The following is a 13,663-nucleotide window of genomic DNA, read 5'->3' as shown; positions in this document are numbered from 1 at the left end:
CGGCGTGCCCGGCGCGGTGCTCGGCGGCCAGCCCGACACCGTGACCGTCGGCCAGCCGGAGGACGACGACGCGGCTCGCCAGCGAGCGGGCGGACCGGGCGGCCTGAACGGGCCGTCCGGTTCCGGGCAGGAGGTCGGCGCGGCACGGATCCCGAGCCGGGCGGCGGAGCCGCGCGGCCCGGCCAGGGCCCGGCTGGCCGATCACACCGGCGGGGCGGATGACCCGGCCGGGGACCCGGGCGAGATCACCATGTACTACCAGCCGCAGATCGCCATCGCGACGGGCGAGGTGGTCGGGGTCGAGGCGCTGCTGCGCTGGCGGCACCCGCGCCGGGGCATGGTCGACCCGGGGGAGCTGATCCAGGTCGCCGAGCAGAGCGCGGTGATGCGGCTGCTCACCCGCCGGGTGGTGGACGACGTGGTGGAGCAGCTCGCCAAGTGGTCGGCGGCCGGCCTCACGCTGCGCGCCGCGCTCAACGTCAGCGTCCGGGACCTGCACACCGGCGAGATCGCCGAGCAGATCGCCGACCGGCTGGCCCGGTACGGCGTACCCCCGGACCGGCTCCAGGTGGAGATCACCGAGGGCGCGCTGATGGCCGACCCGCGGCGGGTGCTGGCCAGCATCACCCAGCTGCACCGGATCGGGGTCGGCATCGCGCTGGACGACTTCGGCACCGGCTACTCGTCGCTGCAGCACCTGCGCCGGTTGCCGCTGTCCGAGGTGAAGGTGGACCGGTCGTTCGTGCTCGGGATGGCCGACGACCCCGACGACGCGGCGATCGTCCGGTCGATGATCGAGCTGGCCGGGGCGCTCGGGCTGCGGGTGGTGGCCGAGGGCGTGGAGGACGAGCGCACCTGGCGGCTGCTGCACGCGGCCGGCTGCGACGTGGCGCAGGGTTGGTTCCACGCCCGGCCCATGCCGGCCGAGGAGCTGGTCACCTGGCTGTCCCGGTACCGCCCGGTCCGCCCCGCCGTGGCGGCGGAGGGCGAGGGGCCGCGCCGCCCGCCCCGCTGACCGGCGTCCGGCGGGCGGGCACCGGGAGTCGGAGGCGTCGACCCGACCGGAGGGCAATAGACTCGCTCCGGTCACCGCGCGTCATCGTCACCGGCGAGCGCGCGGCCGGCACACCGCAGACGCAGCAGGACAGCCACGAAGGGGGCACCCGATGGCCGCCATCTCCCGCGAGGAGGTCGCGCACCTCGCGCGACTGTCGCGGCTCGCCGTCACCGAGGAGGAGTTGGACACCTTCGCCGGCCAGCTGGACGTGATCCTCCAGTCGGTCGCCCAGGTCGGCGAGGTAGCCGCGGCGGACATCCCGCCGACGTCCCACTCGGTGCCGCTGACCAACGTCCTCCGGGAGGACGTGGTGACGCCGTGCCTGACCCCGCAGGAGGCGCTGTCGGGTGCGCCCGACGCCGAGGAGCAGCGGTTCCGCGTCCCGCGGATCCTGGACGAGGATGTGGCTTCATGAGCGACCTGACCAAGCTCTCCGCCGCCGAGGTCGCCGGCCTGGTAGCGACCGGCGAGACCTCCGCCGTGGAGGTCACGCAGGCCCACCTGGACCGGATCGCCGCCGTCGACGAGCGGGTGCACGCCTTCCTGCACGTCGACACCGAGGGCGCGCTGGCCGCCGCCCGGAGCGTGGACGAGCGCCGCGCCGCCGGCGACGAACTGGGTCCGCTGGCCGGCGTGCCGGTCGCGGTGAAGGACGTGCTCACCACCAAGGGCGTGCCGACCACCGTCGGCTCGAAGATCCTGGAGGGCTGGCGCCCGCCGTACGACTCGACGGTCGTGCAGCGGCTGCGCGAGGCCGGCACCGTGATGCTCGGCAAGACCAACATGGACGAGTTCGCCATGGGCTCCTCCACGGAATACTCGGCGTACGGCCCGACCCGCAACCCGTGGGACCTGGACCGCATCCCGGGCGGCTCGGGCGGCGGCAGCGCCGCGGCGTTGGCCGCGTACGAGGCGCCGCTGTCGATCGGCTCGGACACCGGCGGCTCGATCCGCCAGCCCGGAGCGGTCACCGGCACGGTCGGGGCGAAGCCCACCTACGGCGGCACCTCCCGCTACGGCCTGGTGGCGTTCTCCTCCTCGCTGGACACCCCCGGCCCCTGCGCGCGCAACGTGCTGGACGCCGCGCTGCTGCACCAGGTGATCGGCGGCCACGATCCGCGTGACTCCACCTCCATCCCGGCTCCGGTGCCGGACGTGGTGGGCGCGGCGAGGCTCGGCGCGACCGGCGACCTGACCGGGGTGAAGCTCGGCGTGGTCACCGAGTTCACCGGCGAGGGCGCCGAGCCGGGCGTGATGGCCGCGTTCCGCGAGTCGGTGGAGGCCCTCGCGAAGCTGGGCGCCGAGATCGTCGAGGTCTCCTGCCCGCACTTCAAGTACGCGCTGCCGGCCTACTACCTGATCGCGCCGAGCGAGTGCTCCTCCAACCTGGCCCGGTTCGACGGCGTCCGGTTCGGCCTGCGGGTCGGCGACGACGGCAACCGGTCCCTCGAGGAGGTCATGTCGCTGACCCGGGAGGCCGGCTTCGGCCCCGAGGTGAAGCGGCGCATCATGATCGGCACCTACGCGCTCTCCTCCGGCTACTACGACGCCTACTACGGCCAGGCGCAGAAGGTCCGCACCCTGATCACCCGGGACTTCACCGCCGCCTTCGAGCGGGTGGACGCGCTGATCTCGCCGACCACCCCGTTCGTGGCCTTCCCGATCGGGTCGCGCACCGCCGACCCCTACCAGATGTACCTGGCCGACCTGTTCACCATCCCGACCAACCTGTACGGCGGGCCGGCCATCTCGGTCCCGTGCGGCCTCTCCGAGGGGCTCCCGGTCGGTTTCCAGATCATGGCCCCGACCATGGCCGACGACCGGATGTACCGGGTCGCCGCCGCGCTGGAGTCGACGGTCGGCACATTCACCCCACCGGCACTGTGAGGCAGGAGCACCGATGACGACGACACTGCCCGCGTACGACGAGGTCGTGGCGCGCTACGAACCGGTGATCGGCCTGGAGACCCACGTCGAGCTGGGCACGAACACCAAGATGTGGTGCGGCTGCCCGACCGACTTCGGCGGCGAGCCGAACACCCGGGTCTGCCCGGTCTGCCTGGGCCTGCCCGGCTCGCTGCCGGTGGCCAACAAGGCGGCCATCGAGGCGACCATCCGGATCGGCCTCGCGCTGAACTGCTCCATCGCCGAGTGGTGCCGGTTCGCCCGGAAGAACTACTTCTACCCGGACATGCCGAAGAACTTCCAGATCAGCCAGTACGACGAGCCGCTCTGCGTCGACGGCTACCTGGACGTCGACGTCAACGGCGAGACCGTGCGGATCGGCATCGAGCGGGTGCACCTGGAGGAGGACACCGGCAAGACGCTGCACGTCGGCGGCGCCACCGGCCGGATCCACGGCGCCACCGAGTCGCTGGTCGACTACAACCGGGCCGGCATCCCGCTCGTCGAGATCGTCACCAAGCCGATCCCCGGCACCGGCGCGCTCGCCCCCGAGGTGGCCCGGGCGTACGTCACCGAACTGCGCGACGTGATCCGCTCGCTGGGCGTCTCCGACGTCCGGATGGAGGAGGGATCGCTGCGCTGCGACGTCAACACCTCGCTAAACCTGCCGGGCGAGGAGTGGGGCACCCGCACCGAGACCAAGAACGTCAACTCCCTGCGCTCGGTCGAGCGGGCGGTCCGCTCGGAGATGCTGCGCCAGGCGTCGGTGCTCGACGCCGGCGGCACCATCACCCAGGAGACCCGGCACTTCCACGAGGACACCGGGGACACCACCTCCGGCCGGTCCAAGGAGACCGCCACCGACTACCGGTACTTCCCGGAGCCGGACCTGGTCCCGCTGGCGCCGGACACCGCCTGGGTGGCCGAGCTGAAGGCCGCCCTGCCGGAGCTGCCGCGACTGCGCCGCAAGCGCATCCAGCAGGACTGGGGCCTGTCCGACCTGGACATGCAGTCGGTGGTCAACGCCGGTGCGGTCGAGCTGATCGAGGCGACCGTGGCCGCCGGGGCCACCCCGGCCGCCGCCCGCAAGTGGTGGCTGGGCGAACTGTCCCGTCGGGCCAACGAGAGCGGCGTGGAACTGGCCGACATCGGGGCCACCCCGGCGCAGGTCGCCGAGCTGCAGAGCCTGGTCGACGCCGGCAAGCTCAACGACAAGCTGGCCCGTACCGTGCTGGAGGGCGTGGTGGCCGGCGAGGGCTCGCCGACCGAGATCATGACCAACCGCAACCTCGAGGTGGTCTCCGACACGGGCGCGCTCACCGCCGCCGTGGACGAGGCGATCGCGGCCAACCCCGACGTCGCCGACAAGATCCGCAGTGGCAAGGTCGCGGCGGCCGGCGCGCTGGTCGGCGCGGTCATGAAGACCACCCGCGGCCAGGCGGACGCCAAGACCGTCCGCGAGCTGATCCTGGCGCGCCTCGGCGTCCAGGGCTGAGTTCCGTCCCGGGGGCCGCCGTCGTGACCCGGCGGCGGCCCCCGGGTCTGTTCCGAGTACGCGGCCACCCCGCACCCCCCGCGCGTGGGCGTCAACGGCGACGCCCGGATGGAGTCACCGTGAACCAGCACGACCTCGACGTCCTCGACGAGATCCAGCGGCGGGTGCTCTGGCTCGCCACCCGCATCGTGGACGCGGCCAACCACGACCGGGACACCGGCGACGGGGTGAAGGTCGGCGGCCACCAGGCGTCCAGCGCCTCGCTGGTCACCGCGATGACCGCGCTCTGGTTCGCCCACCTGGACGCCGAGGACCGGGTCGCGGTCAAGCCGCACGCCTCGCCGGTCTTCCACGCCGTCCAGTACCTGCTCGGCAACCTGGACCGGTCCTACCTGCCGAAGCTGCGGGCGCGCGGCGGGTTGCAGTCGTACCCGTCCCGGACCAAGGACCCGGACGGGGTGGACTTCTCCACCGGCTCGGTGGGCCTGGGCGCCGCGGCGCCGCTGTTCGCCGCGGTCACCCGCCGCTACGTCGACGCGCACTTCGGCGAGCGGCCGCACTCCCGGTTCATCGCCCTCATCGGCGACGCCGAGCTGGACGAGGGCAACATCTGGGAGGCCGTCGCCGACCCGGCCACCACCGGCCTGGGCAACGTGATGTGGCTGGTCGACTTCAACCGCCAGTCGCTGGACCGGGTCGTCCCCGGGGTGCGGATCAACCAGTGGCGCGGCCAGTTCGAGGCCGCCGGCTGGCACGTGGTCGAGGTCAAGTACGGCCGCCGGCTCGCCGAGGCGTACGGGCGGCCGGGCGGGGCGGCGCTGCGCGACTGGATCGACCTGATGCCCAACGAGCAGTACCAGTCACTGTTCGGGCTGGCCGGGCCGGCCCTGCGCAAGCAGTTCCTGGACGGCGCCCCGGCCGAGGTGGCCGCCTTCGTGGCGGACATCCCCGACGACGAGCTGGGCCCGCTCGTCACCGACCTGGGCGGGCACGACCTGCAGGCGATGCTCGACGCCTACGCCCAGTGCGACGCGGTCACCGACCGGCCCAGCGTGGTCTTCGCCTACACGGTCAAGGGGTGGGGGCTGCCGATCGCCGGCAACCCGCGCAACCACTCCGCGCTGCTCACCACCGAGCAGGTCGACGCGCTGCGCGCCGCGCACGGCCTGACCCGCGACACCGAGTGGGACCGCCTCGACCCGGCGTCCCCGGCCGGCATCCGGGCCGGCGAGCGCCGGGAGGCGCTGTCCCGCGCGCCGCGCGAGCGGGCGCTCGGGGTCACCGTTCCGGAGACCACCCGGGTACGGGTCAACAAGCCCGTCTCCACCCAGGAGGTCTTCGGCCGGGTGCTGGTCGACCTGGCCCGCGACCCGAAGGTGGCGCCCTACCTGGTCACCACCGCGCCGGACGTGGCCACCTCCACCAACCTGGCCGGGTTCATCAACAAGACCGGGGTGTTCGCCCCGACCGAGCAGCGCTCCTGGACCGAGGACCGGATGCTGCGCTGGACCGAGACCCCCGCGGGGCAGCACATCGAGCTGGGCATCTCCGAGATGAACCTGTTCCTGCTGCTCGGCCAGCTCGGCCTGTCGTGGGACCTGTCCGGGCAGCCGCTGCTGCCGGTCGGCACCGTCTACGACCCGTTCGTGCTGCGCGGCCTGGACGCCTTCCTCTACGGCACCTACTCCGGCTCCCGGTTCGTGGTCGCCGGCACCCCGTCGGGCATCACCCTCGCCCCCGAGGGCGGCGCCCACCAGTCGACCATCACGGCCTCCGTCGGCCTGGAGCTGCCCGGGGTGGCCTTCTGCGAACCCGCGTACGCCGGCAGCCTCGACTGGCTGCTCTGCGACGCGCTCGGCCAGATCGCCGGTGGAGCGGCGCCGGCCGCCACCGCCGCGCCGGCCGAGGACGGGGCGTACTACTTCCGGCTCAGCACCCGGCCGATCGACCAGGCGCCGTTCGAGGCGGCCCGGGCCCGGATCGGCGACGCGGTGCTGCGCCGGCAGGTGGTGGCGGGCGCCTACCGGCTCGTGGACGCGCACGAGGCGTACCCCCACCTCGCGGACGCCCCGGTCGTGCAGCTCGCCGCCTCCGGCGCGGTGCTGCCGGAGGTCCTCGCGGCCGCCGCGGAGCTGGCGGAGGAGGGGGTCGCGGCGCACGTGGTCGACGTGACGAGCCTGGACCGGCTCTACCGGGCCTGGCAGCGGACGCTGCGCCAGGGCGTGCGGACGGCGACCGTGCCGAGCGTGCCCGGCGCGCTGCGGTCGGCCTTCGCCGACCGGGTGCCGGTGGTCACCGTGCACGACGCCGCCTCGCACGCGATGGCCTGGCTCGGTTCGGCGCTCGGCGCCCCGGCGGTGCCGCTCGGGGTGGACGAGTTCGGCCAGTCCGGCAGCGTCGGCGAGCTGTACGAGCTGCACGACCTGCTGCCCGGCAGCATCGTCAACGCCGCGCTGGCCGCCCTCTCGCTGCGCTGAGCCTCAGCCGGTGGGGCTCGGCGTCGCGGTCGGGCTGCCGTTCGGGGCGGGCGACACGGGCCCGCCCCGGGTCGGGGTCGGGGTGACCGGCACCTGGTCACCCTTCTTCGGGTCCTGGATCACGTGCCGTTCCAGGTTGACCTGCGACTGCCCGGTCCCGCCCACGGTGATGTCGTCGTACGCCTGCAGCAGCTTCTGCTGGTCGAAGTAGAGCACCGACATCGACAGCGGGGTGGGCTTCTCGCCCTCCAGGCCGCGCAGCCCGGCGCCGCCGGTGGAGCCCTCCACCAGGAGTTGGGTCGGCTGCTTGTCCGGCACCTGCGGCAGCTTCGACACCTGCCGGGCGTGGGTGTGCCCGGCCAGCACTAGCGGGCAGGTGCCGGAGAGCGGGCCGGCCGAGGCCGGGTCGTGCACCAGCGCGATGTTCACCGGCTTCGGCGAGGCCTTGACCGTGGCGGCGAGCTGCTCGCCGGCCCCGATCACCTGGTCGGCGACGACCTTGGTGAGCCCGCTGCCAGCCGGCGAGGTCTCCTTGTCCGGGGTGAACCGGGGGTCGCCGATGCCGGCGATGGTCAGCCCGGCGACGGTGGTCGTGGAGTTGTCCAGCACGACGGCGTTCGGCTGTGCGGCCACCGCGGCGGCCGTCTTCGCGGAGTCGTGGTTGCCGCGGATGTAGACGTACGGCTTCTTGAGCAGGCCGATCGAGCCGACGAAGGACGCCTCCGGCTCGCTGCCCCAGTCGGTGATGTCGCCGGTGTCGATCACCACGTCGATGTTGAACTGCTCCACCACGGTGCGGATGAGCTGCCAGCCGGTCGGGTTGAGGTGCATGTCGGAGACGTGCAGCACCCGGGTGGTGCCGGGCGACGGCTGGACCACCGGCAGGGCGGAGACCGTGGTGTAGAGCTTGCTGACGTTGCCGACCAGCCGTTGCAGCTGCTCGGCGTACTTGGTGTAGTCGTTGGCGATCCGCCGCGCGTCACCCACGATGGCCGGCGCGTTGACCAGCAGCCCCTCGTAGCGTGGCTCCTCGATCGCCTGCGGCCGGATGGTGGCGGCGGCCAGGCCGAGGCTGCCGGCGGTGACCGCCAGCGCCAGCCCGCCCGCCCAGGCCGTCCGGCGCGCGTCGCGGAAGACCAGCCCCGCCAGCAGCAGGGTGGCCAGCACCGCCGAGGCGAGGGTCTTCAGGCCGAGCCGCATCACGCCGGCCCGGACGTCCTCGACCGCCGACTGGCTGGCCCGGCTGATGCTCGCCGGGTCGTCGATCAGCGCCTCGGTGCGCCGCTGGTCCAGCGCGCCCAGCTCGACGGTCAGGTACGCCGGACCGTCGTGGCTGTCCAGCAGCAGCGCGCCCAGCGGCGGGATGTCGACGGTGGTGCCGCCGCTCAGCGACGGGCTGAGGTTGAGCTGCGCGCGGAACGGCCCGATGTCGGTGCCCACGTGCCCGCCGGCGTAGGTGCCGGCCACCACGCCGGCCAGGGTGACCACGAGCAGGGCCAGCACCACGCCGAGTCGGCGCAGCCAGGTGCCGGGCCGCCACCGGCGGCGGGCGCGCCTGTCCTCCGGGGCCGTCTCGTCCCCGGTGCCGTGCTGCTCGTTCTCCTGGCCGTCCATGCTGAGATTCTGACCTGCCCGTAGAAGGATCTTGGTAAACCCCGGGAAGCGGGATCAGCTGCGCCCGGCGCCGCCGTCGGCGAAGACCAGCCGCAGGATCCGGTCGTCGTCGCCGGCCGGCTTGCCCCGCCCGTCCCGGTTGGAGGTGCTCACCCAGACCGACCCGTCCGGCGCCACGGCGGCGGCCCGCAGCCGGCCGTACCTGCCGGTGAACAGTTCGCGCGGCTGACCGAGGACGGTGCCGTTGCCGGCCAGCCCGACCAGCCAGAGCCGCTGCCCACGCAGGCAGGCGGTGACCAGCAGCCGCTCCACGGCCGCCAGGCCGGAGCAGGAGGCGTCGCCGGTGCGCCACTGCACGACCGGGTTGACGTAGCGCTTGTCGTCGCCGCGCCCCTCGACCTGCGGCCAGCCGTAGTTGCCGCCCTTGTTGATCTGGTTGATCTCGTCCCAGGTGTTCTGGCCGAACTCCACGGCGTACATCCGCTTGTCCGGCGTCCAGGCGAAGCCCTGCACGTTGCGGTGCCCGGTGGACCAGACCGGCGAGCCGGCGGTCGGGTTGCCCGGGGCGGGTCTGCCGTCCCGGGTGATCCGCAGGATCTTGCCGCCGAGGCTCTTCGGGTCCTGCGCGTTCGCGGTGCGCCCGGCGTCGCCGGTGCTGGCGTAGAGGAAGCCGTCCGGGCCGAAGCCCAGCCCGCCGCCGTCGTGGTTGCCGGCCTTGGGGATGCCGGTGAGGATCGGGGTCGGCGGCCGGCCCAGCTCCAGCTTGGCGATCCGGTTGTCCGCGGCGCTCGTGTAGTAGACGAAGACCGTGCGGTCCCGGGCGTACGCCGGGGAGACCGCGATGCCGAGCAGGCCTCCCTCGCCGGCGGCGGCGACGTCCGGCACGGTCTGTACCACCCGCACGGTCATCCCCTCCGGCCCGGACTCCGGGCCGACCTGGAGGATCCGTCCGCTGTCCCGCTCGGTGACCAGCGCGCCGCCGTCGGGCAGGAAGGCGATGCCCCAGGGTACCGCCAACCCCTTCGCGAGCACCGTGGCGACCACCTGCTGGCCGGCTCCCCCGGGGTTGGCCGAGGTGGACGGCGACGGGAGGTTGGGCGGCTCGCCGGCCGGGTCGGGATCCGGGTCGCCGAAGGCGCAGCCGGCGGCGCCCAGCAGCAGCGTCGCGCAGGACGCCGCCAGCGCCGCCCGGAGACGGCCGGTGCGGGGGTACGGGGGACGCGACCTCACCTGGCCAGCCTAGCCGGGCCGGGTGGCGAACCGGGCCCGACGAACCGTCTCGCGGCTCAGCGGGCGCGCAGGGCGAGCAGGGCGACGTCGTCCTCCCGCCGGTGGGCGGCGGCGACCAGCCGGTCGCAGAGGGCCGCGAGGGGGAGCGTCGCGGCGTCGGCGAGCTGCTCGACCAGCGCAACCTGTCCCTCGTCGATCGGCTGGTCCCGACGCTCGATCAGCCCGTCGGTGTGCAGCAGCAGGGTGTCGCCCGGGGCGAGGACCAGCTCCCGGCGCGTGCGCGGAAGCGGGCGGGCCAGGCCGAGCAGCGGTCCCCGCGTCCCGTCCAGCACCTGCACCGGCCCCCCGGCGGGAAGCAGCAGCGGCGGCGGGTGCCCCGCGTTGCACCAGGAGAGCCGGAACCCTGGTGCGGCCGGGCGGAGCCGGGCCAGCACGGCGGAGGCGACCGTCGGCACGGGCAGCCCCTGGATGGCCCGGTCCAGGTGGGTCATCAGCTCGTCGACCGGGTCGTCCCGCCCGTACGCGTCGCCGCGGACCAGGTTGCGCAGCTGGCCCATGGTCGCCGCGGCCTCGATGTCGTGCCCGGCCACGTCGCCGATCGCCGCGATCAGCTCGCCGTCGGGCTGGACGAAGGCGTCGTACCAGTCGCCGCCCACCTCCACCCGGTCGGCCGCCGGCAGGTAGCGCGCGGCCAGCTCGATGCCGGGCACCACGGGCAGGGTGGGCAGCATGCTCTGCTGGAGCACCTCGGCGACGTGCCGCTGCTCGCCGTAGAGCCGGCTGTTGCCCACGGCCTGGCCCGCGCGGCGGCCGATGTCCAGCGCCGTGCGGATGTCGCTCTCGTCGAATCCGCGCCGGGACGGCCCGTTGACCAGCGTGACGGCGCCGACGATCCGGTCCGCGGCGGCGGTGATCGGCACGCTGAGGTGCGAGCCGAAGCCCAGCCGGTCGGCCAGCGGCGCCAGTTCCGGGTGGGTGGTGCCCCGCTCCACGTCGGCCAGCGCGGCGGTGCCCCGCATGACCGGCCGCCCGCTCCGCAGCACCGACCGGATGATCGAGCCCGGGCCGAGGCCGGTGGTCAGCAGCTCGGTGAAGCGGCCCAGGTCGGCGGCCCGGTCCGGGTCCCGGTGCAGGCCCGAGACCGTTCGCGGGCGGCCCGCCGGGTCCACCAGGGTGATCAGACACCAGTCGGCGAGCAGCGGGACCATGGCCCGTCCGAGCCGGTCCAGCGCCGTGGACATGTCGAGCGTGCCGCCGAGCAGCTCGCTCAGCCCGGCCAGCATGGCGAGCCGGTCGTGCGCCTCCTCGGCGCGGCGGCGGGCCTGCTCGGCCCCCGCCACGGCGATCCGCAGCCGCAACTCGGAGGAGCAGGCGGCGGCCAGGTCGGCGAGGGTACGCAGCTGCTCGGCGGTCCAGGCCCGGGGCTTGCTGTCGACGGCGCAGAGCGAGCCGAGCACCCGGCCGTCCAGGTCGGTCAGCGGCATCCCGGCGTACGCGACCACCCCGAGGTCCTCGATGGCCAGGTTGCGGCGCACCCGTGGGTAGAGGCGGGCGTCGGGCAGCACCATCGGTACCTCGACGTCGACCACGTGCTGGCAGAACGAGTGGCTCAGCGGGGTCTCCCGCCGGCCGGCCCACGGCTCGGGCAGCCCGGTCGCGCCGGGAAAGAACTGGCGGTCGGCGGTGACCAGGGAGACCAGCGCGACCGGCACGTCGAGCAGGTCGCCGACCAGCCGCGCGAACCGGTCGAACGCCTCGTCGGCCGCCGCGCCGAGCCGGGTCTCGGCGAGGGACCGCAGCCGCTCGGGGTCGGCCAGCGCCGGGATCGGCACGACCGAACGTCCGGCGCTGTCCTCGCTCATGGCCACCCGTCTTCGACATGCGGAGCGCCGGCCGGCGTTCCGCCCTCGGTTATACCTCGCGCGGCCGACCGTCAACCCCGGCGAGCGGCGGTCATCACGGCCCGGCCGCCCGCGCCGCCGGGGACGACTATCGTCGGCGGTCGTGAAGGTATGGATCCCGCACCCGGCCGGCCGGCGCCTCCTCGGCGAGCTGCCCGCGGGCGTCACCGTGGAACTGCTCACGGACCCGGCCCGGTTGCCGTCGTCCCCGTCCGGGGTGCGGTTCTGGGTGCCGCCCTTCCTGGCCGGCCCGGACGCCGGCGCGCTCCTGGCCGAGCTGCCGGACCTGGCGGTGGTGCAGCTCCTCTCCGCCGGGGCGGACGCCTGGGTGGGGCGGATTCCCGACGGCGTGACGCTCTGCGACGCCCGGGGCGTGCACGACTCGGCAACCGCCGAGTGGGTGGTCGCCGCGATCCTCTCCGCGTTGCGCGGCTTCGGCCCGCTGGCCCGTGCCCAGGCCCGCCGGGAGTGGGCGTACGACGAGGTGGCCCCGAGCGACGAGCTGGCCGGCAAGCGGGTGCTGATCGTCGGCGCCGGCTCGATCGGCGCGGCCGTCCGGGCCCGGCTGGCCCCCTTCGAGGTGAGCTTCACCCTGGTCGCCCGGACGCCGCGCCCGGCCGAGGAGGTGCACGGGGTGGACGAGCTGCCCGCCCTGCTGCCCGAGGCGGACGTGGTGGTGCTGCTGGTGCCGTTGACCGAGCAGACCCGGGGCCTGGTCGACGAGAAGTTCCTCGCCGCGATGCCGGACGGCGCGCTGCTGGTCAACGCCGCCCGGGGCCCGGTGGCCCGGACCTCGGCGCTGGTCGCCGAGCTGGCGTCGGGGCGGCTGCGGGCCGCGCTGGACGTGACCGATCCGGAGCCGCTGCCCGCCGACCATCCCCTGTGGGAGCTGCCGAACGTCCTGCTCACCCCGCACGTCGCCGGCTCGGTCCGCGGCCTGCTGCCGCGGGCGTACCGGCTGGTGGGGGAGCAGGTGCGCCGGTTCGCGGCCGGGGAGCCGCTGGTGAACCGGGTGGTGGACGGCTACTGACGGCTCAGCCGGCGGACTCCGGCAGCTCCTGCCCGGTGGCGGAGACCAGCCGGGGCAGGTCGGCGGCGCGTACCGCGGGGAGCACCAGCGTCTCGCCGTTGTCGAGCCGGGCGACCGCCCGGCCGCGCGCGTCGGCGGTGAGCTCGGCGACCCGCGTCCAGGGCACCCGCCGCTGCCCGACGAGGGCCCGCAGGCGCAGCTCGCGGGCGTCCGCGTCGGTGCCGGCCCGCCACGCCCAGACGCCGAGCGCGAGCGGGATCAGCAGCACCCAGAGCAGCCACCAGCGAGCGGTGGCCAGCGGCAGCGCGCCGATGAACGCGACGATCGCGGCGACCAGGATCGCCTGGTTGTAGCGGAAACGGACGGTGTCGGCGCGGCTCACCCCACGATGATCCCACCCGGGACCGGCCGCGATCCGGGCGGGCGGCGAGGCGCGGGCCGGCGCATGGGTGTGACGGGCGTCACGTGCTGTGTCGCGTAACCCTGGGTGTCCGGGATCGTTTATGGGCGTGGCCGCGCCGGTCCCCGTCCGGCGCCGGCCGCGCCCGAACACCCCGACCCGCCCCGCTGACCCCGCACGTCGTACCGCAACCGCACCGCCCCGTGCCCCCTCACGAAGGCGACCGCCGTGCCCGTCACCCACCCCGCCGCCGGCCCCCGCAGCCGGCCCCCGCTGCCCGACCTCGTCGTGTCGCTCGCCGGCGCGCTGTTCGTCCTGGCCGGCGCCGCCGGCCTCGTTCCCGGCCCGGCCGCCCTGGCGCTCGCCGTCGCGGGTGGTTGCGCCCTGGCCTGCGTCCGGCTCGCCTGGCTGCCGGGCTCACCGTCGCGGTGCTGCCGCGGAGCGAGCCCGCGGACCGGCTGCCGGTCGCGCTGACCGGCGTGGCGGTCACCGCCCCGCTGTACGCCGTCGCCCTGCTCCGGCTGCCCGGCCGCTCCCGGCTCTCCGCCCGGGAG

General features: G+C 74.7%; 10 protein-coding genes. 6 read left to right on the top strand and 4 right to left on the bottom strand.

The features are described from left to right. From B0E53_RS24085 to B0E53_RS24065, 5 genes are all read left to right on the top strand, one after another. Positions 1-1,015 (top strand): EAL domain-containing protein (locus B0E53_RS24085; RefSeq protein WP_246835566.1); only part of this gene is annotated, 1,015 nt, incomplete at its 5' end. A gap of 151 nt (positions 1,016-1,166) precedes the next feature. Then, positions 1,167-1,472 (top strand): Asp-tRNA(Asn)/Glu-tRNA(Gln) amidotransferase subunit GatC, encoded by a 306-nt coding sequence (gene gatC, locus B0E53_RS24080; protein ID WP_091268917.1) that lies wholly within the window; start codon positions 1,167-1,169, stop codon positions 1,470-1,472. Continuing rightward, positions 1,469-2,944 (top strand): Asp-tRNA(Asn)/Glu-tRNA(Gln) amidotransferase subunit GatA, encoded by a 1,476-nt coding sequence (gene gatA / locus B0E53_RS24075; RefSeq protein ID WP_107078137.1) that lies wholly within the window; start codon positions 1,469-1,471, stop codon positions 2,942-2,944. The genes gatC and gatA overlap by 4 nt, the downstream gene beginning before the upstream one ends. 13 nt (positions 2,945-2,957) lie before the next feature. After that, positions 2,958-4,457 carry an Asp-tRNA(Asn)/Glu-tRNA(Gln) amidotransferase subunit GatB gene (gene gatB / locus B0E53_RS24070; RefSeq protein WP_107078136.1) on the top strand — a complete coding sequence of 500 codons (1,500 nt, stop codon included), beginning with the start codon at positions 2,958-2,960 and terminating at the stop codon, positions 4,455-4,457. 119 nt (positions 4,458-4,576) lie between these two features. Continuing rightward, positions 4,577-6,934 carry a pyruvate dehydrogenase gene (locus tag B0E53_RS24065; protein ID WP_107078135.1) on the top strand — a complete coding sequence of 786 codons (2,358 nt, stop codon included), beginning with the start codon at positions 4,577-4,579 and terminating at the stop codon, positions 6,932-6,934. Between the two features lie 3 nt (positions 6,935-6,937). Here B0E53_RS24065 and B0E53_RS24060 read toward each other — a convergent pair whose 3' ends face one another. The 3 genes from B0E53_RS24060 to B0E53_RS24050 are packed head-to-tail and all read right to left on the bottom strand — an operon-like array spanning position 6,938 to position 11,640. Next, on the bottom strand, positions 6,938-8,548 hold the full coding sequence (locus B0E53_RS24060; RefSeq protein ID WP_107078134.1) for a metallophosphoesterase: 1,611 nt from the start codon (positions 8,546-8,548) through the stop codon (positions 6,938-6,940). A 54-nt stretch (positions 8,549-8,602) separates the two neighbouring features. Continuing rightward, the gene (locus B0E53_RS24055) at positions 8,603-9,778 is read right to left on the bottom strand and encodes a PQQ-dependent sugar dehydrogenase (protein ID WP_107078133.1); all 1,176 of its coding nucleotides are present in this window, start codon (positions 9,776-9,778) and stop codon (positions 8,603-8,605) included. A 56-nt stretch (positions 9,779-9,834) separates the two neighbouring features. After that, positions 9,835-11,640: a SpoIIE family protein phosphatase gene (locus tag B0E53_RS24050; RefSeq protein WP_107078138.1), complete on the bottom strand. Its 1,806-nt coding sequence runs from the start codon at positions 11,638-11,640 to the stop codon at positions 9,835-9,837. Between the two features lie 142 nt (positions 11,641-11,782). Here B0E53_RS24050 and B0E53_RS24045 point away from each other — a divergent pair, with 142 nt between their 5' ends. Next, complete coding sequence (locus B0E53_RS24045; RefSeq protein WP_107078132.1) at positions 11,783-12,709, top strand: 2-hydroxyacid dehydrogenase; 927 nt, start codon at positions 11,783-11,785, stop codon at positions 12,707-12,709. Positions 12,710-12,713: 4 nt separating this feature from the next. On the opposite strand, the gene B0E53_RS24040 is transcribed toward B0E53_RS24045, so the two are convergent. Then, positions 12,714-13,091 carry a PH domain-containing protein gene (locus B0E53_RS24040; RefSeq protein WP_107078131.1) on the bottom strand — a complete coding sequence of 126 codons (378 nt, stop codon included), beginning with the start codon at positions 13,089-13,091 and terminating at the stop codon, positions 12,714-12,716. Positions 13,092-13,663 lie beyond the last annotated feature (572 nt).

The organism is Micromonospora sp. MH33 (assembly GCF_003013775.1).
Taxonomy (GTDB): Bacteria; Actinomycetota; Actinomycetes; order Mycobacteriales; family Micromonosporaceae; genus Micromonospora; species Micromonospora fulviviridis.
This window is presented reverse-complemented; position numbering and strand designations above follow the sequence as displayed.

Excerpts from the sequence above, each read along its gene's own strand:
- gatC (WP_091268917.1), top strand. The coding sequence starts at position 1,167 with ATGGCCGCCATCTCCCGCGAGGAGGTCGCGCACCTCGCGCGACTGTCG.
- gatA (WP_107078137.1), top strand. The coding sequence starts at position 1,469 with ATGAGCGACCTGACCAAGCTCTCCGCCGCCGAGGTCGCCGGCCTGGTA.
- gatB (WP_107078136.1), top strand. The coding sequence starts at position 2,958 with ATGACGACGACACTGCCCGCGTACGACGAGGTCGTGGCGCGCTACGAA.
- B0E53_RS24060 (WP_107078134.1), bottom strand. The coding sequence starts at position 8,548 with ATGGACGGCCAGGAGAACGAGCAGCACGGCACCGGGGACGAGACGGCC.
- B0E53_RS24050 (WP_107078138.1), bottom strand. The coding sequence starts at position 11,640 with ATGAGCGAGGACAGCGCCGGACGTTCGGTCGTGCCGATCCCGGCGCTG.